This window comes from Prauserella salsuginis, assembly GCF_024648885.1.
In the GTDB taxonomy this organism is placed as follows: domain Bacteria; phylum Actinomycetota; class Actinomycetes; order Mycobacteriales; family Pseudonocardiaceae; genus Prauserella; species Prauserella salsuginis.
Genome location: NZ_JANBBF010000002.1, coordinates 86924 through 107253 on the forward strand (window position 1 = coordinate 86924; position 20330 = coordinate 107253).

19 protein-coding genes are annotated in these 20330 nt (G+C 70.9%); 3 read left to right on the top strand and 16 right to left on the bottom strand.

The window, feature by feature from the left end; translation table 11 throughout:
- Positions 1-4 precede the first annotated feature (4 nt).
- The 11 genes from LY40_RS01050 to aztB form a co-directional block, all read right to left on the bottom strand.
- Complete coding sequence (locus LY40_RS01050; protein WP_258935639.1) at positions 5-979, bottom strand: YdcF family protein; 975 nt, start codon at positions 977-979, stop codon at positions 5-7.
- 271 nt (positions 980-1250) lie between these two features.
- A complete protein-coding gene (locus LY40_RS01055) occupies positions 1251-1961 on the bottom strand; it encodes a hypothetical protein (RefSeq protein ID WP_258935640.1) in 711 nt (236 codons plus the stop codon).
- An 87-nt stretch (positions 1962-2048) separates the two neighbouring features.
- Positions 2049-2543 (bottom strand): YbaB/EbfC family nucleoid-associated protein, encoded by a 495-nt coding sequence (locus tag LY40_RS01060; RefSeq protein WP_258935641.1) that lies wholly within the window; start codon positions 2541-2543, stop codon positions 2049-2051.
- A complete protein-coding gene (locus LY40_RS01065; protein ID WP_258935642.1) occupies positions 2540-3070 on the bottom strand; it encodes a hypothetical protein in 531 nt (176 codons plus the stop codon). The genes LY40_RS01060 and LY40_RS01065 overlap by 4 nt, the downstream gene beginning before the upstream one ends.
- A gap of 39 nt (positions 3071-3109) precedes the next feature.
- The gene (locus LY40_RS01070; protein WP_183786517.1) at positions 3110-4705 is read right to left on the bottom strand and encodes a putative T7SS-secreted protein; all 1596 of its coding nucleotides are present in this window, start codon (positions 4703-4705) and stop codon (positions 3110-3112) included.
- The gene (locus LY40_RS01075) at positions 4705-5160 is read right to left on the bottom strand and encodes a hypothetical protein (protein ID WP_258935643.1); all 456 of its coding nucleotides are present in this window, start codon (positions 5158-5160) and stop codon (positions 4705-4707) included. The genes LY40_RS01070 and LY40_RS01075 overlap by 1 nt, the downstream gene beginning before the upstream one ends.
- A 215-nt stretch (positions 5161-5375) precedes the next feature.
- Complete coding sequence (gene htpG, locus LY40_RS01080; RefSeq protein ID WP_183786519.1) at positions 5376-7331, bottom strand: molecular chaperone HtpG; 1956 nt, start codon at positions 7329-7331, stop codon at positions 5376-5378.
- 308 nt (positions 7332-7639) lie between these two features.
- Positions 7640-8830: a zinc metallochaperone AztD gene (gene aztD / locus LY40_RS01085; protein WP_258935644.1), complete on the bottom strand. Its 1191-nt coding sequence runs from the start codon at positions 8828-8830 to the stop codon at positions 7640-7642.
- Between the two features lie 63 nt (positions 8831-8893).
- On the bottom strand, positions 8894-9829 hold the full coding sequence (aztC, locus tag LY40_RS01090) for a zinc ABC transporter substrate-binding protein AztC (RefSeq protein ID WP_183786521.1): 936 nt from the start codon (positions 9827-9829) through the stop codon (positions 8894-8896).
- Complete coding sequence (locus LY40_RS01095; RefSeq protein WP_258935645.1) at positions 9826-10998, bottom strand: YncE family protein; 1173 nt, start codon at positions 10996-10998, stop codon at positions 9826-9828. The genes aztC and LY40_RS01095 overlap by 4 nt, the downstream gene beginning before the upstream one ends.
- Before the next feature lie 8 nt (positions 10999-11006).
- Positions 11007-11873 (bottom strand): zinc ABC transporter permease AztB, encoded by an 867-nt coding sequence (gene aztB, locus LY40_RS01100; RefSeq protein ID WP_183786523.1) that lies wholly within the window; start codon positions 11871-11873, stop codon positions 11007-11009.
- 66 nt (positions 11874-11939) lie between these two features.
- Between aztB and aztA the strand changes: the two genes are divergently transcribed.
- Complete coding sequence (gene aztA / locus LY40_RS01105; RefSeq protein WP_258935646.1) at positions 11940-12761, top strand: zinc ABC transporter ATP-binding protein AztA; 822 nt, start codon at positions 11940-11942, stop codon at positions 12759-12761.
- Positions 12762-12846: 85 nt separating this feature from the next.
- Here the strand turns inward: aztA and LY40_RS01110 are convergent, their stop codons facing one another.
- Positions 12847-14223 carry an MFS transporter gene (locus LY40_RS01110; protein WP_258935647.1) on the bottom strand — a complete coding sequence of 459 codons (1377 nt, stop codon included), beginning with the start codon at positions 14221-14223 and terminating at the stop codon, positions 12847-12849.
- 69 nt (positions 14224-14292) lie between these two features.
- On the opposite strand from LY40_RS01110, the gene LY40_RS01115 reads away from it, so the two are divergent.
- On the top strand, positions 14293-14880 hold the full coding sequence (locus LY40_RS01115; RefSeq protein WP_258935648.1) for a TetR/AcrR family transcriptional regulator: 588 nt from the start codon (positions 14293-14295) through the stop codon (positions 14878-14880).
- 153 nt (positions 14881-15033) lie between these two features.
- Positions 15034-16308: a benzoate/H(+) symporter BenE family transporter gene (locus LY40_RS01120; RefSeq protein WP_258935649.1), complete on the top strand. Its 1275-nt coding sequence runs from the start codon at positions 15034-15036 to the stop codon at positions 16306-16308.
- Positions 16309-16381: 73 nt separating this feature from the next.
- On the opposite strand, the gene LY40_RS01125 is transcribed toward LY40_RS01120, so the two are convergent.
- The 4 genes from LY40_RS01125 to cmk all read right to left on the bottom strand — a co-directional run bounded on the left by LY40_RS01125 (position 16382) and on the right by cmk (position 20230).
- Positions 16382-17284 carry a proteasome assembly chaperone family protein gene (locus LY40_RS01125; RefSeq protein WP_183786528.1) on the bottom strand — a complete coding sequence of 301 codons (903 nt, stop codon included), beginning with the start codon at positions 17282-17284 and terminating at the stop codon, positions 16382-16384.
- A 113-nt stretch (positions 17285-17397) separates the two neighbouring features.
- Entirely contained in the window at positions 17398-18843 is a 1446-nt protein-coding gene (der, locus tag LY40_RS01130) for a ribosome biogenesis GTPase Der (RefSeq protein ID WP_183786529.1), read from the bottom strand.
- A gap of 2 nt (positions 18844-18845) precedes the next feature.
- Positions 18846-19529 (bottom strand): lysophospholipid acyltransferase family protein, encoded by a 684-nt coding sequence (locus LY40_RS01135; RefSeq protein WP_258935650.1) that lies wholly within the window; start codon positions 19527-19529, stop codon positions 18846-18848.
- Complete coding sequence (cmk, locus tag LY40_RS01140) at positions 19526-20230, bottom strand: (d)CMP kinase (protein WP_183786596.1); 705 nt, start codon at positions 20228-20230, stop codon at positions 19526-19528. The genes LY40_RS01135 and cmk overlap by 4 nt, the downstream gene beginning before the upstream one ends.
- Between the last annotated feature and the right edge of the window lie 100 nt (positions 20231-20330).

Consider the following 20330-nt stretch of genomic DNA (forward strand, 5'->3'; position numbering starts at 1 on the left):
CCGCCTACAGCGCGCCCAGCACCTGCGACAGGACGATCAGGCCGCACACCACGCCGTTGAACACGCGGTGCGCCACCAGCACCGCGATGAACTCGCGGACGACCGCGCTGGACCAGAAGTACCACGCCGTCGGAGCACCGACGACCTGCCCGTCGATCTTCGCCTTCCGCGCGAGCAGCGCGGCCCGCAGGACGTGGAAGTTGTTGGTCACGACGACACACCGGTGATCGGCCTTGCGGGCCCGCATGAGTTCGGCGCTGAACGTCAGGTTCTCCCACGTCGTCGTGGAACGATCCTCCACGAGCACCCGGTCGGCGGGCACGCCGCGGCAGACGAGGTGGTCGCGCATGGCGTGGGCCTCCGGGACCTGTTCGTCCGGTCCCTGCCCGCCCGAGGTGACGAGCATCGGGTCGCCGCCGCGAGCACGTTGTTCGTCGAACACCTCACGGCCGCGACCGAGCCTGCTCGCCAGTAGCGGCGGCACCCGCCGTCCGTCCAGCAGCCCCGCCCCCAGCACCACGACGTAGTCGACGGGACGCCGGGAGGAGATCCGGCCGTAGACCACCGAGTACAGCAGGAAACACACGAACAGGAACGACACGTAGAACAACACGCCCGTCACCGCCGTGGCCGTCACCGTCAGCGGCTTCCAGTCGATCAGGCCGACGAGAACTTGGGCCGGGACGTAGGCCACGATGCCGATCCCGGCCAGTAGCGACACCAGGTTCGCCAGTCGCCGTCCCTCTCGGCGGAGCATCGTCACGCCGCTGGCGATCAGGAAAACCCCGAACGCCAGCACCGACAACGGGATCAGCAGCACCCCGATCACCAGCAGCACCCGTGCCGCGCCCTCCGAGACCGTGCCCACCACCAGCAGCATCGCCACGGCGAGGGACGCCAACGCGAGGAACAGATACACCCCGTTGCGCAGTTTGCGCCGATCACGCAGAAAGCTGATCAGGAACGCCGTGAAGAACAACGCTGCAGGGACGACGCGACCGGCGACACACTCACGGGAGCTCCCGTGTCGACGCCGTGGTGGCCGGAACACGACGCACGGATCCGAAAGCCATCAGCTGCCCGCCGCGTCGGACGCGCCTCGACTATCCACCATGGACGGCATTAGACCACAGCGACCGGTGCCCCGCCCGGCCGCGAACCGGCACGAACGGCGACAACCACCGCGGCGACGAACCACCGGCGTCCGGCCGCCACGGCACCGTCGCGGGCAGGATCGAAGGGCTCGGACGTCAGCCGCGCGGCCAGACCGGGATCCGGTCGAGCATGTCGCAGCGCAACTCCAGAGCCGCGACGAGCTCCTCGGGATCGCGGTGATCACTGACCGGGTCGAACACGTCGAGATACTCCCCACGCAGCACGAAGCCCCGGAACGAGCGCGAATCGTGCAGTAGCAGCGCCTTCAGCTCCGGGCCGAACACCGCGCGCGCGAACGCCTCGTCGTCGCAATGCACCTCGAAGCTCCGGTCGACCTCCTCGTCGCCGAGCTGCACGCCGCCCATACCGATCGTGCGATTGATCGTGTTCTGTGGCCCGACGATCCGCGTCGCACTCAGCATCGGGTGCGGCGCGGGAGCGGCGACCCAGATCGCACGTTCCGGCCGATGCTTCCCGTCGTGCACGGTCTGGAACGTGGCAGCGACGAACGGCCTGCCCCGATGCGTGCCCGTGATGACGTCCGTCGCCCCCGTCGCGCGCGGCGGTCGGTGGAACGGTTCGGCCCATCCCGTGCGGTCGTACTGCCGATCGTAGAGCGGCACGTACGAGTCGTCCCGTTCGGCGAAGGTCCAGCCTCTCGCCTGGACCGCGGCCCGAGCCTCCGACGTCGACATGGCCGCACGGGCCTTGCCCGCGCGCCGCACCAGGACGATCAGCGCGATCACCCCGGCGGCGAGCAGCAGTACGCCACCGAACACGATCGCGAGGATCCCGCCCACACTCATTCGTCACACCCTCCACATCGCACGGTCGGCAGACGCACGAAACCGGGTGCGCCGGCTGCCCGGCCACCCGGTTTCGTCCATGGGTTCTCAGCTCCGCCGCAACACGCGGAAACTCTCGAAGGCTTCGTCGTCGCTGAGCTGTTCGCGCCCGCCCCGCCTGCGGGCCGACCCGCCCCCGAGCGGATCCGGCCCCGGATCGACCGGTTGCGAGTCGCCGAACAGCTTCTTGTCCTCCTCAAGCACCTTGTCCAGCAGGTCGCTGGAGCCGAGACCGCGCTGCACCACCTCGGCCTGCGCGCGGGTGGCGGCCACCCGCGCCAGCGCGATCGTGTGTTGCACCCTGGCGGACAGCTCCGCCGGGTCCACGCCACTGCGCACCGCGTCCGAGAACGTGACCCGCTCGACCGTGCCGTCCGGTCCGGCCTCGACCGTCACCATCCCGTCCTGCGAGCTCGCCGTGCCGGTGACCTCGGCCAACTGTTCGGTCATGGCCTTGTAGGTCTCGGCCCGGTTGCGGTTCGCGGCCGCCGCGTCGTCGACCGCCTGGATGCGCTGCACCAGATGCTTGGCCGTCTCGTTCATGCCGAACCTCCCGTGGTTCCGGAGCCGCTGCCGGCACCGCCCTGATCGGGACGGATCGTGCCGAGGAACTCCTCGAAATCGGCGAACACCGATTGGAACGTCTCCGGTGTGGAGCTGAGCACGATCTCGATCACCGCACGACGCGTCGGATCGGCCGTGTCGGTGAATCCCATGAACACCTGATACTGCACCAGATACCGGCGGCGACCGGCCACGTCGGCGTCAATCCGCAGCGGCTGCGTGTACACCGGGTTCTCGGCGGTACCCGTGGCCTGCGTGTTGCCGACCTTGACCTCGTACGCACCGCCGCGCAACCGCTCGGCCGCCTCGGCGGCCACATCGGACAGTTGCACGTCGCCGTCCCGCACTTCGCCGGTGATCGTGATGTTCGCGGTGAAGCCGTCCCCGCCCGTGTCGGGCCGCAACGCCACGAACGCCGCGTTCGGCGTACCGATCTCGTCCGGCGACACCGAGACCCAGCCCTCCGGCAGGGAGAACTCGATCGGCACCGGGATCGTCGTTGCCATGCTCACGCCTTCTTCCTCGTCGACGGGCGGTCACCGCACTCAGAAGCCGAGTGCATTGCCCACGCTACTGATCGCATCGCCTGCCTTGTCCTTGGCGCCGCCGACCGCGTCGCCCACGGCCTGGCCCGCGCCGCTCACGGCCTCGCCGGCACTGGTCGCCGCGTCGACGACCCCACCCGGGTCGACCGACACGTCGAAACCGACCTTGCCACCCACCCCGAGCGCGGCGCCGGCGGATGCGCCGATGTGGAACTTGCCGTCGTCACCCATACCGAACTGGGCGTCGGCGGAGGCGCCGACACCGGCCCATGCCTCGCCGTTGACACCTGCGCCGACACCGGCGACCTCACCACCGACGTCACCGCTGGCCTTGGCACCGGCGAACGCCTCGGCACTGACGTCGGCGCCGGTGAGACCGACGCTGGCGTCGGCGGAGGCCTCGGCACCCGCCATGGCCTCACCACTGGCCGACACGCTGGCGTGGTCGCCGAAGTTCATCTCGCCCTCGACATCGCCCCTGGCACCGACGAACGCCTCGGCACTGGCCTGTGCCCCGAGCGCGTCGACGCTCGCCTCGGCGTTGGCGTCGCCGCCCACGAAACCGCTGGCGCTGCCGCTGCCCGACACGCCCATCCCGGTGTCGAACTCACCTTCCACCTCGCCCTTGGCCAGGTAGGCCTCGGCGTTCGCACCGGCGGCGAAACCGTCCTCGGTGACCTCGGCGTACGCGCCTGCTCCGGCGCCGAGCACCGAACCCGAGCCGGATGCACCGGCCGACATGTCGCCGTACTCGGCGCCCACATCGAACTCGCCGCCCGCGACCTCGACGTCGTCACCGACCTCGTGGCGCACCGGGTCGATGCCGAGCATGCCGGGGCCGGGGAGGTCGATGCCCAGGCTGTCGAACAGCTCCCTGGCGCCGTCGTGCATGAGCTTGTCGGCCGGTTCGTCGCCGACCGTGTTCTGGTAGCTGCGGTTGCCGTTCTCGTCGGTCTGCCAGCCGCCCGGGTCGACGTCCTCCCACTGGCCGGTCTCCGGGTTGAACCGCCGCTGCGTCTGCCGGTTCTCGGCTCCGAACTCCTGCTCGCCGAACCCGTGCTGGAACCGGCCCTCCTCGTCGTGGGTCATGCCGAGCGCCATGGCCGCGATGCCGCCCTCCGCGGCCACGGCCTTCCGCGCGGCGTCGAGGATCTGCTGCGCCTCCGCCATGGCGGGCGCGCCCGGGTCCTCGAACGGCGTCATCGGGCCGTCCATCATCGGGCCCAGCGCGCGCTGCGCGTCGTACTGGGCCTTCGCCGCCCTGCTGGCAGCCCGCGCCTGGTGGTACAGCTCGATCGCGCGCTGCGCCTCACCCTGCCCCCAGTTCAGGATGTCGGCGTAGTTCGCCAGCTGCTCGCCGCCCTGGCCGACGGCTTCCGCAGCCTGCCCCCACTTGGGCGGCTCCTCCGCGAAGACCGAACGGAAACTCGTCGCCGCATCGCCGACCCAGCCTGCCGGGTCGATCGTGCCGAGGGTCGAACCGATGTCGTCGGCGACGTTGATCGGATCGACCAACGAACCGAGATCGGACGAGATCACCTCGGGTTCACCCGGAACGAGCGCCTTCGGATCGTCGGTCTGCCCCAGTTCCGCCATCACCGCTCCTGTCCCTCACTACCCGCACCGCCGTCGAGAACGGCGCTGATGCCGCCCGCGGCGGCACCGCCGACCGCACCGCCGAGGCCGCCTGCGATCCCGCCGACCGCACCGCCGACCGCGCCGCCCACGGCTCCACCGGCGGCGATACCGCCCGCCGCGCTCTCGACCGCGTTCCCCAGTGTGTCCAGCGACGAGCGCGTGTCGTCATCGGATTCGAGGTACTGGGCGGCGGCCGAGCCGAGCTGGCCTCCCAGTTCGTCGGCCTTGCCCTTCAGCGTCTCGAAGTGCTTGCGCATGCTCTCGATGTAGAGCTGCCACGCCTGTTGCACCGCGTCGTTCCCGTAGTTACCGCTCGGGCCCTGCCAGACCAGGTTCGCCGCGCCCCCCGCGGTCTCACCGATCCGTCCCGCGGTCCCGCGCAGTTCGTCAGGAACGGCATCAAAGCCTGTCATGGTCCCCAACTCCTTCGCCTGTTCGGTGGCCCGCCGGCCGCACGGGCCGCCGGCCACCGCTCGTACGTAGTTCATGACGCGGTACGGCCCCGCCCGGTTCCCAGGTCGGCGTGAATTCTTGTCCGCTCTTCCCCAACGGCACCCCTGCCGCATACACGAGGGGCGGGCCGGGATGCCCCGGCCCGCCCCTGGCGTGCGGTGTTGCGACGGCCCGTTCAGCCGAGGCCGGCGGCCAACCTGCCCGCGAGCAGCTGCGCGAACCGGTGCGGATCCGGCAACTCCTCCCCTTCGGCCAGCAGGGTGGTTCCGTACAGCAGCTGCGCGACCTCCGGCAGCGACGGGTCGTCGGCGTTCGTCGCGTGCGACTCGCGCAACCCGGTCACGAGCGCGTGCTCCGGATTGATCTCCAGGATGCGCTTGACGTCCGGCAGCGGCTGGCCCAGCTGGCGATAGATGCGGACCAGCTCGGGGCTCAGGTCCCCCTCGTCGCCGACGATGCAGGCGGGCGAGGTCGTCAGCCGCGACGACAGGCGCACGTCCTTCACCTCGTCCGAGAGCGTCTCGCGCAGCCACTCCAGCAGGCCCGCGAACTGCTCCTTCGTCGCCTCGTCGGTGGAGTCGTCGCCCTCGCCGTCACCGTCCAGGTCCACTTCGCCCTTCGCGATCGACCGGAACGTCTTGCCCTGGAACTCGGCACCCGAGTCGACCCACATCTCGTCGACCTGGTCGGTGAGGATCAATACCTCGATGCCCTTGCTGGTGAACGCCTCCATGTGGGGCGACTTCTCCACCATCTCGCGCGAGCGGCCGGTCAGGTAGTAGATGTGTTCCTGGCCCTCGGGCATGCGCTCGATGTACTCGGCGAGCGTGGTCTGCTCGTCGGCCGAGCGGGTCGAGTCGAACGAGGCGATATCGAGGATGTCCTGTCGGCTGTCGGGGTCGGTGACCAGACCCTCCTTCACGCAGGTGCCGAACTGGCTCCAGAACGTGCGGTATTTGTCCCTGTCCTCGGACTCCTCCGACTTCACCAGACCGGCCACGGTGGACAGCACCTTCTTGGCGAGCCTGCGTCGCATGGCGCGAATCTGGCGGTCCTGCTGCAGGATCTCGCGCGAGACGTTCAGCGACAGGTCCTGCGCGTCGACGACACCCTTGACGAAGCGCAGGTACTCGGGCATGAGCTCTTCGCAGTCGTCCATGATGAACACGCGCTTGACGTAGAGCTGCACGCCGCGCTTCGCCTCGCGGGTGAACAGGTCGAACGGCGCACGCGAGGGCAGGAACAGCAGCGCCTGGTACTCGAACGTGCCCTCGGCCTGCAGCCGCATCGTCTCGAGCGGGTCGGCCCAGTCGTGGCTGATGTGCTTGTAGAACTCGTGGTACTCGGCGTCGGTGACCTCGCTGCGCGGCCGTGCCCACAGCGCCTTCATCGAGTTCAGCGTCTCCGGCTCGACGACGGTCTCGTCGGACTCGCCGTCCTCGCCCTTCTTGACCCGCTCGACCTCCATCCGGATCGGCCAGGCCAGGAAGTCCGAGTAACGGGTGACGATCCGCCGCAGCACGCCGGTGTCGGTGTAGTCGTGCATGCCGTCGTCGGTGTCGACGGGCTTGAGGTGCAGCGTCACCGCGGTTCCCTGCGGCGCGTCGGGGACGTCGGCGATCGTGTAGGTCGCCTCGCCCTCGGACTCCCAGCGTGTGCCGACGGTCTCGCCCGCCTTGCGGGTCACGACGGTGACCCGGTCGGCGACCATGAACGCCGAGTAGAAGCCCACGCCGAACTGCCCGATGAGGTCGCTGCCCTGTGTCTCCTGCGCCGACTTGAGCTTCTCGAGCAGCTCGGCCGTCCCGGACCGGGCGATCGTGCCGATGAGACCGACGACCTCGTCATGCGACATGCCGATGCCGTTGTCGCGCACCGTCAGCGTGCGTGCTGCCGGGTCACGCTCCAGCTGGATGTGCAGGTCCTCGGTGTCGACGTCCAGGTCTTTGTCGACGAGCGATTCGAGCCGCAACTTGTCCAGCGCGTCCGAGGAGTTGGACAGCAGTTCCCGCAGGAACACGTCCTTGTCCGAATAGATCGAATGCACCATCAGTCGCAGCAGCTGCCGCGCCTCGGCCTGGAACTCGTGCGTCTCGGCCTGCTGCTCCGACTCCACTGCCTGCTCCGCCATCGGCGATGGACCCCCTTGGGTGATGACATGACTCGTGATGTGACGTTGGCGAATGCGCCCCCTCCATCATCACCGACGGGTGCATCGTGCGAGCGACGCCCCTGCTCTTCCACGTTCGCCGCACGCGGTGACCGGGTCGTCTCGACCGCGACCACCGCCAACCACCACGACCACCGCCGCCCCGCAACCGCCACGACCGACACGGACGTCGCGCAGGCGGACTTCCGCACACCGGAACCCGGCGATCCGTGACCGCCGGGTTCCGGTGTGAGGCCCGCCCCGTGGGACGGGCCGGAGCCAGTGCGCCGTCAGTGCCCGTGCACCACCCCGCTCAGCTCGTTCGGGGCGGCCTCCAGGTCTGCCGTCGCGGTTGTCTCGCCGGATGCGAGATCCACGGCGTGGAGCTGCTTCTGATCCGGGTCCGACACGTACGCGGTGCCGCCCCTGACGAAGAGCGCCGGCCGCGGTTCCTGCCACTCGATCGGCTCGGACCACTCCTCGTCGAGCACCGGGATCGACTCGGTCAGCTCACCGCTGTCGGGGTCGACGACATGGATCTTGCCGTCCGTGCCGAGCACCAGCGCCTCGCCCTCCGGGCCCCGCGCGAGCGAGCGGAAGGTGTAGCTCGCCGGCAGGTCGACCCGCTGCAGCTGCGCGTTCTCGGTGTCGACGAGTGCGATCTCCTCGGGCCGTTCGAGCTCGGCGTCCTCGTCCTGCTTGTAGTCACCCAGAACGATCGGCGACTCGGGCGATCCCGCCTGGTTGCCGATCCGGCCGTAGTCGGTCGGGCTGTCGACCTTCGTGATCTTCCCGTCGCGGTAGATCAGGACGCCGTCCTCGCAGCCGACCGCGATGGCGCCGCCCTGGGCGGCCGATTCGCCGTGCACCTCGGGGCAGTCCTCGTTGCGGGTGACCTCGGCGCGGCTCTCGTCGAGGATCGCGATGCCGTTGCGTTCCTCCTCGTTGCCGAGGGTGACGAGCATGCCGCCGTTGTCCAGCTCGACGGCCACACCGTGGTGCGGCTCCTCGGTGCGGTACTCCTTCGTCTCCGGCTTGCCGTCGCCGAGGTCGTGCGGGTCGAAGCTGCGCACCTGGCCCGTGCCGTCGGTGAACAGGACCGTGCGGTCCGCGTGACGCACGACGTGGCCGGGCTCGGCACCCCCGAACGTGACGTCGGTCAGCTGCCCTCCCACCGCGTCGAGAACCTGGAAACCCTCCGATGTGGACACCATGACGTGCCGGTCGTCCCCTGCCGGGTTGAGCCGATTGAAGCCTTCCAGCGGGATGTCGGCCTGCACCTTGAGCGTGTCGCCGTCGAGTACGTACATGCCGCCGTCGTAGGTCGTGACCACGGGTTCGGTGATATCGGCGCCACCGCCCTGCTCACCGCCACCACCGCCCTGGCCCGCTTGCTCGTCCGTGCCGCAGGCGCTCACCGCGACCATCGCGGCAGCCGCCGAGGCCGCGGCGAGTCTCCTGGTCCGGGCCGTACTCTTCATCTCTTCTCCTTCTGGTGGGAACCAATTCGGTGTGCGCGGCGCTGCTCGACCCGCCGCGCAGGGTCATGAGCCGGTGAGTCCGTCGACGATGGCCTCGGTGTTGGCGCGCATCATGGCGAGATAGGTCGGTGCGCCCCCGTCGCCACCGGTGAGAGATTCCGAATGCAACGACCGCACCTGCACGTCGACGCCGGCACGGTCGGCCAGCACCTGCGCGAGCCGGTCCGGCTGCGAGGAGTCGGCGAAGATCGCCCGCACCCCGGCCTCGCGCACCGTGCCCGCCAGGTCTTCGAGGTCCGATGCGCTGGGCGAGGCGAGTGTCGTGCCGCTGGGGATCACCGCTCCCAGCACGGTGAAGTCGTACCGCTGCGCGAGGTATCCGAAGACGTGGTGGTTGGTGACCAACGTGCGCTGGTCGTCGGGGATGCGGTCGAACTGCCGGTTCATCCACCCGTCCAACTCGTCCAGCTTCGCCAGGTACGCCCGCGCGTTGGCACGGACCGCGTCCTCGTCGATTCCGTCTACATCGGACACGATGCGGTCTCGGATGTGCTCCACGGCCGTGCGCATGCGCTGCGGATCGGTCCAGAAATGCGGGTCCGCTTCTCCCCCGGAGTCACCGCCGGAGAAGCGGACGGGGTCGACCTGCTCGGCCACCGCCAGCGCCGGGACGCCCGCCTCGACCGCGGCATCGACGTTGCGCTGCACGCCTTCCTCCAGGCCGAGCCCGTTGTGGACGAGCAGGCCCGCCTGTTCCACGATCGCCGATTCCCGGGCCGAGATCGCGAACGAATGCGGATCGGCACCAGGCTGCATGAGCACGGTGACCTCGGTCTGGTCCCCCGCGATCTCGCGCGTGACGTCACCGAGGATGTTTGTCGTCACCACGATGCCGCCGTCCCCGGCGCCCGCAGCCGAACACCCGCTCAGCGCCAGCGCGCCCACCGACACCAGCGAGGCCACCACGGCCGCGAGCCGGCCCCCGCGCCACGCCGTCATCGGCCCGCCTCCACGAGCTGCGACGGCGTGACGTCGACGTCGAACGTACGAGCGACGCGCAGATCGTCGTGGTAGTCGATCTCGTGCACGGTCGACGCGGCGGGATCGTTGACGTAAGCGCGGTTCGTGTCGGCCGTGATGGTGACCCCGTCGGGCGCGCCGCCGTCGAGCAGCGGCGCCGTCGCGGTCTCCTCGCCGGTCTCGGCGTCATAGGCGTGGAGCACCCCGTCCTCGGTCAGGACCAGCAGCGGCCCGTCGGCACCCGTGGCCACCACGGCGGCGGCGGGGCCGCTCCTCACGAACGTCCACGCGCCCTCCCCGGTGTCGAGGATCCACGCACCCTGCCTGCCGCCGACGGCGCCGAGGGTCTCGGAGCCCGGCCGCTGGTGGAACGTCGCTGCGTCGGGGCCGTCCTCGGGATACGGGATGTGCTCGGCGGTGAACTCGCCGTCGTCCTCCCCGACGAGCACCGCGCCGTCGGCGCAGCCGAACACGACGCCGTGGCTGGTCGCGGCGGCGTGGGCGGGCCGGGCGCACGTCGCGTCGACGTCGGCGACCGTGCCACCGTCACGTTCCCGCACGACGAGGCCGTCGTCGCCTGCCACCACGAGGTGCTGTTCGTAGGGCACAGCGATGCCGTCGATCGTCTCGCACTCGCCGACCTCGCCCGCTTCGAGCTTCTCCCTGTCGAGCAGCACCGTGGTGCCGTCCTCGCGGGCGAGTGCGGTGACGGCGCTGTCCGACCACGCCCCCGTCACCGTGCCGTCGACGACGCCAGCTCGGCCGGGCTGCGTGCGGTAGTAGTGGTTGTGGTCGCCGTGTTCGACGGTCCAGGCACCGCTGTCGACCACGCGTGTGCGCCCGTCGCCGGCGAGAAAGGCGAACCGGCCGTCGGTGACGGCTCCGGTCACACTCTCCCCGCCGGGGAGGTCGGTCACCTCCTCGGTCAGCAGGTCGACGACCCGCACGCCCCGCCCGTCGCCGTCGGCGACCACCAGCCGCAGCTGGGGTTCCGTGCCCTCCTCGGCGCCCTCGACGTAGCCGTGCGGAGTGCTGGACGCGGGCGATCCGCTCGGCTCGGCGTTCCCGCCACAGGCGGTCAACGCAAGTCCACAGAGGACTGCGGCGAACGCGGTCGCGGCGCGTGGCCGGAACGCTGTCGTTGTCACGTGCGGTATCACGGTGTCCTTTCCGGAATGGATTCGGTGGAAACGGCGCGCGGCGCGTCGCGGCACGGGCGCAACCGGGAGAGCGAGGCGGAGAGGCCGAACAGCGCCACGGCGACGAGCGCGATCGTGGCGCCCGCGGCGGTGCCCGCATGCCACGAGACGAGCAGCCCGATGATCGTGGCGGCGCTGCCGATGAGCGCGGCACCCAGCATGACCAGCGGAATCCGGTCTGCCCAGAACATCGCCGCGGCGGGCGGGGCCACCAGCAGCCCCACGACCAGCAGCGTGCCGACGACATGGAGCGACGACACGATCGCCAGCGTCAGCAACAACAGCAGCGCACCGTGTGCCACGCGGGGCCGCAGCCCGAGGGTCGCCGCGGTCCTCCGGTCGACGCTGAGCGCGACGAACGCCCGGTGCCCGCCGACCGACACGACGGCGGCGAGCGCCAGCGCCGCGACGAGCTGCAGCAGATCCTGCGCACGCACCGCGAGTACGTCACCGAAGAGGATGCCGGTGAGATCGACCGCGAACGAGTCCGCCTGCGACACGATGATGACGCCGGCGGCCAGCATGGCGACGAACAGCAGGCCGATAGCCGTGTCCTGGGCGAACCGCCGCGACCGGCCGAGCACGGTGACACCGCAGGCCATCGCGACGGCGCTCAGCGCTCCGCCGAGCATCAGGTTGCCGCCCGCCAGGGAGGCCACCGCGACGCCGGGCAGCATGCCGTGGGCCATCGCCTCACCGAGGAAGGCCATGCCGCGCACGACGACCCACGTCCCGGCCAGGGCACAGATCGCCGAGACGAGGATCCCTCCCCACATCGCCCGCTGGACGAACGAGACCTCGAACGGCGCGATCAACCACTCCACACGCGGTAGCCTAAACTGAAAACGAATTTCATTTCAATCAGTTGTCCGTCGTGCCCGAGGAGAGCCATGACACAGACGACGAACGACACCGGTGCAGGACCCCCGGGGCGCCGCACTCCGGACGCCGGTGTCCGAGCGGGCCCCGCACTGCCGTCGCACGGGACCGACACGACGGCACCCGAACCGGCCGAGGTCGCACTCGACGAGGTCTCCGCCGGATACGACGGCACGACCGTCCTGCACGGGGTGACCGCCCGCCTCCCCCGCGGAGCCGTCACCGCGATCGTGGGCCCCAACGGCGCCGGGAAGTCCACAATGGTCGGTGTGATCGCAGGCGTGGTCAGGCCCGATTCCGGCAGGGTGACCACGCCAACGGCCACCAGGCCCGCACTGGTCGTCCAGCAATCCGGCCTGCCCGAGCAGCTGCCGATCACCGTGCGGGACGTCGTGCGCATGGGCCGCTGGGCCCGCCGCGGACCGTGGCGCCGGCTCCGCCGCGACGACCACCGGCTCGTCGAGGACGCACTCGACCACCTCGGTATCGCCCACCTCGCCCGACGGCGCCTCAGCACACTCTCCGGCGGGCAACGCCAGCGCGCGCTCGTCGCCCAGGGACTCGTACAGCACTCCGAGGTTCTGCTGCTCGACGAACCTGCCGCCGGGCTCGACGTCGCCGCCCAGGACGCGATCGCCGCGGCACTCCACAGTGCCGCCGCGGACGGAACCGCCGCGGTCCACGTGACCCACGACCTCGCCGACGCGGATCGCGCCGACCATTGCGTGCTGCTCGCCGGAGGCCGCGTCCTCGCCGAGGGCCCGCCCGCCGACGTGCTTACCCACGAGGTCGTCGATCACGCCTGGGGACTGGACCGCTACCGCGGCAGGTGATGGGGCAGGCACGCACCCCCGCCGCTGCGTGGGCGGCGAACACCGGGACCGGACTCGGCGCCCTCACCCGCTCCGCTCGGCGTCCTCACCCGCTCCGCTCGGCGGGGACGGGCGTCGACGTGCTGTCACGCCGGGGAATTCCGGCCACGACTGCGGCCACGGCCACCAGCGAGAGGGCCATCAGGACGAAGGCGGCCGTGTCGGTGCCGGCCGCTGCGGTCGCGGTGGACGCCGCGGCGAGGCCGATCGCCCCGCCGAACTGCTTCGAGGTATTCATCAGGCCGGACGCGGCACCGGTGTGCCCTGCCCGGACACCGGTCGTGACGAGGGTGGCCAAGGGCGTGTTCAGCAGGCCTCCGCCGATCCCGATCGCGACGCTCGGTACCAGGAACGACACGGCGAACGGGCCGTGATCCACCGCCGCGAACCAGAACAGCGCGGGCACGGCGATCACGACCCCGGCGACGACGAGACTCCGGGGCGCGTGCCGCCGCATCAGGCGCGGCGTGACCCAGAGGTTGACTCCGAGCATGACCACGATCAGCGGGACGAAGGCCATCCCGGCCTGCATCGGCGTGTAGCCCAGCTGGGTCTGCATGCGGTAGGTGAGGAAGAACCACAGTCCCACCTGGAAACAGGCAGCCGTCAGCGCGGTCGCGACGTTGCCGACCGCGATGGTCCGGTCCCGCAGCAGCGCGGTCGGCACCAGCGGGTACCGGCTGCGCCGCTGCTGCATCACGAGCAGCGCCAACAGCACGACGGCGCCGCCTCCGGCCAGGACCGGCAGTACCCCGGCGGCCGGCTCCCCTGCCGACGACAGTGCGTAGGCGGCGCCCGTGAAGGCGCCGGTCGCCAACCCGGCACCGGTGAGACTGATCCGCCCGCCGCGGCGGTCGTCGACGTTCCGCCGGTACAGCACGACCGCGGCGGCCACCACGGCGCCACCGAGGGGCAGGTTGATCAGCAGGGTGAGGCGCCACGACACCAGATCGGTGAGCACCCCGCTGACGAGGTTGCCGACACCGCCTCCTGCCAGGCTGACGGCGGTCCAGATCGCGATCGCGCGGGTGCGGACCGGGCCTTCGGCATGGGTGACCGTGAGCAGCGTGAACGTCGCGGGCGAGACGACGGCGGCAGCGAGCCCCTGCGCGGCCCGCGCTGTGACGAGCACCCAGCCCTCGGTGGCGAGGCCGCCGATCGTGCCGGCCACGGCGAAGACCCCGGAGCCCCAGGCGAGCAGCCGCGCGGTGCCGACGACGTCGGCCAGCCTCGCACCCACCAGAAGTACCCCGGCGAAGCCGAGGCTGTAGGCCATCGCCACCCACGACGCCGTGACCCGCCCGAGTCCCAGCTCGGCCTGGATCGACGGCAGCGCGATGTTCACCACGGAGACGTCCAGCACCACCGACAGCTGCGCCAGACAGGACGCCCACAGCCCGAGTCGCCGCATCGCAGCGGGCACCACCTTCCTGATACAGGTGTATCAACGAATGATACGAATGTATCAAGCGGAGCGAGAAGGGAGCCGTCGATGTCCGAGGGTCAGCGCAGGGACGAGATCATGAGTGCGGTCGAACGCCTCCTCGCGCGGGGCGGCATCGACGCGGTGACCATGCGCGCCGTGGCGACCGAGGCCGGCGTGTCACTCCGGCTCGTGCAGTACTACGGCCGCACCAAGGACGAACTCCTGAGCGCGACCCTCGACCGCCTCGCCGACCGCAGTATCGAACGGTGGCGCGAGCGCTCCCTGTCCGCCGACCCCGCCCGGTCGACCCTCGGCCGTGTCCAGGACTTCCTCCACGAGGCACTGCCCACCGACGAGGCGAGCAGGGGTTTCCACCGGGTCGGCGTGTCCCTCGAAGCCCTCGCGATCACACAACCGGGCGCGGCGGGCCGCGCCTACCAGCGGCACCTCGACGGGCTCGCCGACCATCTCGCCGACACACTCCGCTCCGGCACCCACCTCGACGCGGCGTCCGCGCGCCTGCTCGCACTGGAGGCCATGGCTCTCGCGCACGGATTGGGAACGCTGTTGATGGCGGGCAGAATCGGCCGGCGCGACGCCGAGTCGCTGACGGAGGACTACCTCGAACGACTTCGCCCTCGGCTGTCCCCCTGACCGTCCACGCCTCCGCCGCGTCTGGTGTGCCACCTCGCGCGTTCTGTACGCTGTTCGCACGGACGTTCAGTATGCGTACGCATTGTGGTCGTCGCTCCCTCGAGCACGCCACCGCGGGCGCGCGACGATGGCCAGGCGACCGAGGAGGGGCGCATGACCAGGACCGACGGCGACCGACCGGCCACGCCACCCGGTCCACCCACGCACCGATTCGAACGCCCGCCCCGCCCGTTGCCGGACCTGCGCACGCTGCGCCGCGATTCCGGCGCCGTGTACGCCACCAACGGCCTCGTCGGCATGGTGTTCGCCGCCACGGGCCCCATCGCGGTAATCATGTCCGTCGGCGTCTCCGGCGGCCTATCCACCGCGCAGCTCTCGTCGTGGATCTTCGGGATCTTCTTCCTCAACGGCCTGCTGACCCTGCTCGCCTCCTGGCTGTACCGCCAACCGCTCGCGTTCTTCTGGACCATCCCCGGAACCGTCGTGGTCGGCGGCTCCCTCGATCACCTGACGTGGGCCGAAGTCCTCGGCGCCTTCCTCGTCACGGCGCTGCTGATCCTGCTCATCGGACTCACCGGGTGGGTACGCCGCGTCATGGCCGCGCTGCCCATGCCGATCGTCATGGCGATGGTCGCCGGCGTCTTCCTGCAGTTCGGCCTCGATCTCGTCGGCGCGTTCGGTGTCGATCCCGGCCTGGCCGTGCCGATGGTGGCGGCGTTCCTGCTGCTCAGCGTCGTGACCGGGCTCGGAAAGCACATGCCGCCGATCCTCGGCGCGCTGCTCATCGGCGTGGCCGCGGTCGCGCTCTCCGGCCGGTTCGACCCGGCAGGCCAGGCCGCGTGGTTCGCCCAGCCGATGCTGCAGGCCCCGCAGTGGTCGTGGCAGGCCATGGTCGAACTCGTCGTCCCACTGGCGATCACCGTGCTCGTCGTACAGAACGGCCAGGGCATCGCCGTGCTCAAGCAGGCGGGCCACGGACCGCCGATCAACGTCGCCACCGTGGCCTGCGGCCTGTGGTCACTGCCCGCTGCCGCGGTCGGCGCCGTGTCCACCTGCCTGACCGGGCCCACGAACGCACTGCTCACCGCGTCCGGACAACGTAGCCGCCACTACATCGCCGGCATGGTGTGCGGCGTGCTCGCGATGCTCGTCGGCCTGCTGGCACCGGCGTTCGTGCGGCTCATGCTGGCCACACCCGAAGCATTCATCGCCGTCCTCGGCGGCCTCGCCATGCTCCGCGCGCTGCAAGGGGCATTCGTGAGCGCCTTCGGCGGCCGGTTCAGCCTCGGCGCCCTCGTCGCCTTCGTCGTGACGGTCTCCGACGTCGACCCGCTGAACATCAGCGCCGCCTTCTGGGGCCTGCTCGCCGGACTCGCCGTCTCGGCCCTCATGGAACGTGCGGATTTCGCCGCCGACCGGACGACCTGACCGGCACCGGCGCCCGGTCGGGTCGCCGACGCCCTGGGCGGCGCCGGCAACCTGACCGATCGGCCCTGCTGGGTCAGTCCTGCTCGGAGCCCGGCTGCTGGGCGAGGAACTGCTCGAACTCCGTCGCCAGCTCGTCGCCGGTCGGCATCTCGGCGTCGCCGACCAGCAGGTTGTTCTCCGCCGAGGTGAACGCGTCGTACTGCTCCTCGAGCGAGTGCACCACGCTCGCCGCCTCGTCCGAATCCTTGACCTGGCGTTCGACCTCGACCTCGGCGCGCCGCGCGGCCTCCCGCAGCGCGTCGTCCGGCAGCTGCAGACCCGCGACCTTCTGCACCGCGTCGACCAGGGTCAAGGCCGCCACCGGATAGCGCGACTGCGCCAGGTAATGCGGCACGTGCGCGGCGAACCCCGCCGCATCGTGGCCCGCCTGCCCCAGCCGGAACTCGACGAGCGCCTCCGCGCTGCCCGGCACCGTGGCCCGGTTGAACGTCGGGCTGAACTGGCGCACCAACTCCGTCCGCGTCGCGTGTGCGGTCACCCCGAGCGGTCGCGTATGGGGCACAGCCATCGGGATCCCCTGGAACTGCACACTCAGCCGGACCTTCCACCGCTCGACCAGCCGGCGCACCGCCTCGGCGAACAGTTCCCACTCGCGATCCGGTTCCGGACCCGTGAGCAGCAACATCGGGGTCTCGTCGGCGTCGTGCAGCAGCCGCACCGTCAACTCCGGCACCTGGTAATCGGCCCAGCCGTCGCCGTCCCACGTCATCGCGGGCCGCCGCGACCGATAGTCGATCAGCCGGTCGACGTCGAATCGCGCCACCACCGGACCGTCGAACGTCTCGGTGAGGTGTTCGGTCAGCAGTTCGCCCGCGCTGCCCGCGTCGACGTATCCGTCCAGGTGGTACAGCAGGACCGCACCGTCGAGCACCGGCACGTCGGAATCGACCACGTACAACTCGTCCGCATCGGTCATGTCGCCACCTCCTCCTCGGCCCATCGCGTCGCGATCCGCACTGCCCGGCCGTGTCGAGGCGGGGCGCGCACCAGCCGCGATGGGTGGTTGCCGGCGCCCCAGTGCGCCCGTCGCTACCGCTGCTTCTTCGGCTTCTTCTCCCTCACCCGGACGTTGATCCGTACCGGTGAGCCGTGGAACCCGAACCGCTCCCGGAACTTGCGCTCGACGAACCGGCGGTAGCCGGCCTCGAGGAAGCCCGTCGTGAACAACACCAGCGTAGGCGGCCGGATTCCCGCCTGGGTCGCGAACAGCACCTTCGGCTGTTTACCGCCGCGCACCGGCGGGGGCGTCGCCGCGACCAGATCCGACAGCCAGCTGTTCAGCTGACCCGTGGGGACCCGCTGATCCCACGAGGCGAGCGCCGTCCGCAGCGACGGTGCGAGCTTGCGCACCGCGCGCCCGGTCAGCGCCGACACGTTGACCCGCTCCGCCCACGGTACTCGCACCAGGCCGCGATCGATCTCCCGTTCCAGCTGATGCCTGCGGTCGTCGTCGACCAGGTCCCACTTGTTGAACGCGAGCACGAGCGCGCGGCCCGCCTCGGAGACCATCGTGATGATCCGCAAATCCTGTTCGGACAGTGGTTCGCTCGCGTCGAGCAACACGATCACCACTTCGGCCGCGTCGATCGCGGTCTTGGTCCGCAGCGACGCGTAGTACTCCATGCCGCTGGCCGTCTGGACCCGCTTGCGCAGGCCCGCGGTGTCTACGAAGCGCCAGTCCTGCCCGTCGAGTTCCACGAGCGAGTCGACCGGGTCGACCGTCGTACCCGCGACATCGTCCACAACGGACCGCTCTTCGCCGGTGAGTTTGTTCAGCAGGCTCGACTTCCCGACGTTGGGCTTGCCGACGAGGGCCACCCGGCGCGGTCCCGCGACGGGTGCGCGCCGCTCCCGCGGCGCCTCCGGCAGCACCTCCAGGATCGTGTCCAGCAGGTCACCGGAGCTGCGGCCGTGCAGCGCGCTCACCGGGTGCGGTTCACCGAGGCCCAGCGACCACAGCGACGCCGTCTCGGCGATCAGCCGCTGGTCGTCGACCTTGTTCGCCGCGAGGATCACCGGGCGCTTCGACCGGCGCAACACCTTCGCGACGGCCTCGTCGGTGGCGGTCGCCCCGACGGTCGCGTCGACCACCAGCAGCACCGCGTCCGATGTGGACATCGCCAGGTCCGCCTGCGCGGCCACCGAGCGCTGCAGGCCGTCGGCGTCCGGTTCCCAGCCGCCGGTGTCGACGAGCGTGAACCGCCTGCCGCCCCAGAGGGCGTCGTAGGCAACCCGGTCACGGGTCACGCCCGGCACGTCCTGCACGACCGCCTCGCGGCGGCCCAGGATCCGGTTGACCAGCGTCGACTTGCCCACGTTCGGCCTGCCGACCACGGCCAGCACGGGTTGCGCGCCCACGACCTCCCCGTCGTCGGTCCCGGACTGGGCGCCCAGCTCGTCGAGACGGGCGAATTCGGCCTCGTCGGACCAGGTGCCGTCGACCTCACCGGAGGCCGTGCCGTCTGCTTCGGTCATCGCTACTGCTTCTCTTCCCTGTCGCTGTGCCTGGTCGCGTCGACGCGGGAGACCAGGTCGGCGAGCGTCCCGCGGATGTGCTCGGTCGCGTCGGCCAGCCCGCTGCGGCCGCGCCCGACCTCCAGTGTGAACGGTTCCCCCGCGACGACGTCCACCGCGGGGCGCAGCCGTCTGCGCCGCAGCTCCGGCGGACGCAACGTGCCGCGCACCGCGACGGGCTGCACCACCGCACCGGAGTTGCGCACCAGCCATGCCGCACCGTGATGTGCCGAGGTCACCTCACCGGCGCCGCGGGTGCCCTCGGGAAAGACTCCCACGAGCCCGCCACGGGCCAACACGCCGGTCGCCGTCGTCAGCGCCGTCCGGTCCGGAGCTCCCCTGGTGACCGGAACCTGCCCGATCCGCCGCAGCCACGGCCCCGCGGCCGCGTCGAACATCTCGTCCTTGACCAGGAACACCGACCGCCGTGGCAGCAGACCGAACAGCAACTGTGGTTCGATCATCGTGCTGTGGTTGGCCACGAGCACCACGGGGCCGGTGCGCGGCACCCGCTCCATGCCAGCCACGCGCAACCGGTACGCGGGCCGGTACAGGTGCCGGGCGATCGTCCGGCCCAAGTCGTGCAACCACGGCACGGCACCGTCCGGCAGTTCGCCGGATCGCGCCGGATCCGCCGGTCCGCTCACCGGCACGGCTCCGCCACGTCCTCGCCGAGCAGCCCACGCGTGCCGGCCAGTTCGGTCAGCGCCACGAGCACCTGTTCGATCGACAGCTCCGACGTGTCGAACTCGACCGCGTCGTCGGCGGGCCGTAGCGGCGAGGCCGCACGGCTCGAATCCAGCCGATCCCGGCGCTCCACCGACGCCAGCACGGTGGCCTGGTTGGACTCCCGCCCCGCCGCGGTGTCCTGGGCACCCCTTCGCGCCGCGCGGACCTCCGGCGCCGCGGTGAGGAACACCTTCAGCGGTGCGTCCGGCGCCACGACGGTGCCGATGTCCCGTCCGTCGACGACGATGCCGCCCTCGTCACGCGACGCCTCCTCGATGAGGGTCCGCTGCCGCTGCACCAGCAGGTCCCGCACCTCCGGCACTGCCGAGACGGCCGAGACCGCGGCGTCGACCCGCGGCGTCCGGATCGCCTCTCCCACGTCCGTGCCGTCGAGCCGCGCCTCCGGCCTGCCCGGATCGGTCGCCACGTCCAACCGGACCGACCGCGCGAGCGCCACCACCGCGTCCGTGTCGTGCGGGTCGACACCCGCATCGAGGACCGCCAGCGTCACCACGCGGTACATCGCACCCGTGTCGAGGTACCCGGCGCCCAGTTTGGCCGCCAGTTTCCGCGCCACCGTGGTCTTCCCCGTCCCCGACGGCCCGTCGAGGGCGACCACGCCGCGTAGGGCTCCCGTCACCGACGTCTCCTCGCTACTCGCCTGCGTTCACGCGCACCCGCGGGGAACCGCTCACCCACGCCGCCCCGTGCCGCCGTCG

Bases quoted from the DNA above. Each gene is read 5' to 3' on its own strand.
- LY40_RS01055 (WP_258935640.1), bottom strand. From the start codon at position 1,961: ATGAGTGTGGGCGGGATCCTCGCGATCGTGTTCGGTGGCGTACTGCTG.
- LY40_RS01060 (WP_258935641.1), bottom strand. From the start codon at position 2,543: ATGAACGAGACGGCCAAGCATCTGGTGCAGCGCATCCAGGCGGTCGAC.
- LY40_RS01065 (WP_258935642.1), bottom strand. From the start codon at position 3,070: ATGGCAACGACGATCCCGGTGCCGATCGAGTTCTCCCTGCCGGAGGGC.
- LY40_RS01070 (WP_183786517.1), bottom strand. From the start codon at position 4,705: ATGGCGGAACTGGGGCAGACCGACGATCCGAAGGCGCTCGTTCCGGGT.
- LY40_RS01075 (WP_258935643.1), bottom strand. From the start codon at position 5,160: ATGACAGGCTTTGATGCCGTTCCTGACGAACTGCGCGGGACCGCGGGA.
- htpG (WP_183786519.1), bottom strand. From the start codon at position 7,331: ATGGCGGAGCAGGCAGTGGAGTCGGAGCAGCAGGCCGAGACGCACGAG.
- aztD (WP_258935644.1), bottom strand. From the start codon at position 8,830: ATGAAGAGTACGGCCCGGACCAGGAGACTCGCCGCGGCCTCGGCGGCT.
- aztC (WP_183786521.1), bottom strand. From the start codon at position 9,829: ATGACGGCGTGGCGCGGGGGCCGGCTCGCGGCCGTGGTGGCCTCGCTG.
- aztA (WP_258935646.1), top strand. From the start codon at position 11,940: ATGACACAGACGACGAACGACACCGGTGCAGGACCCCCGGGGCGCCGC.
- LY40_RS01115 (WP_258935648.1), top strand. From the start codon at position 14,293: ATGTCCGAGGGTCAGCGCAGGGACGAGATCATGAGTGCGGTCGAACGC.
- LY40_RS01120 (WP_258935649.1), top strand. From the start codon at position 15,034: ATGACCAGGACCGACGGCGACCGACCGGCCACGCCACCCGGTCCACCC.
- LY40_RS01125 (WP_183786528.1), bottom strand. From the start codon at position 17,284: ATGACCGATGCGGACGAGTTGTACGTGGTCGATTCCGACGTGCCGGTG.
- der (WP_183786529.1), bottom strand. From the start codon at position 18,843: ATGACCGAAGCAGACGGCACGGCCTCCGGTGAGGTCGACGGCACCTGG.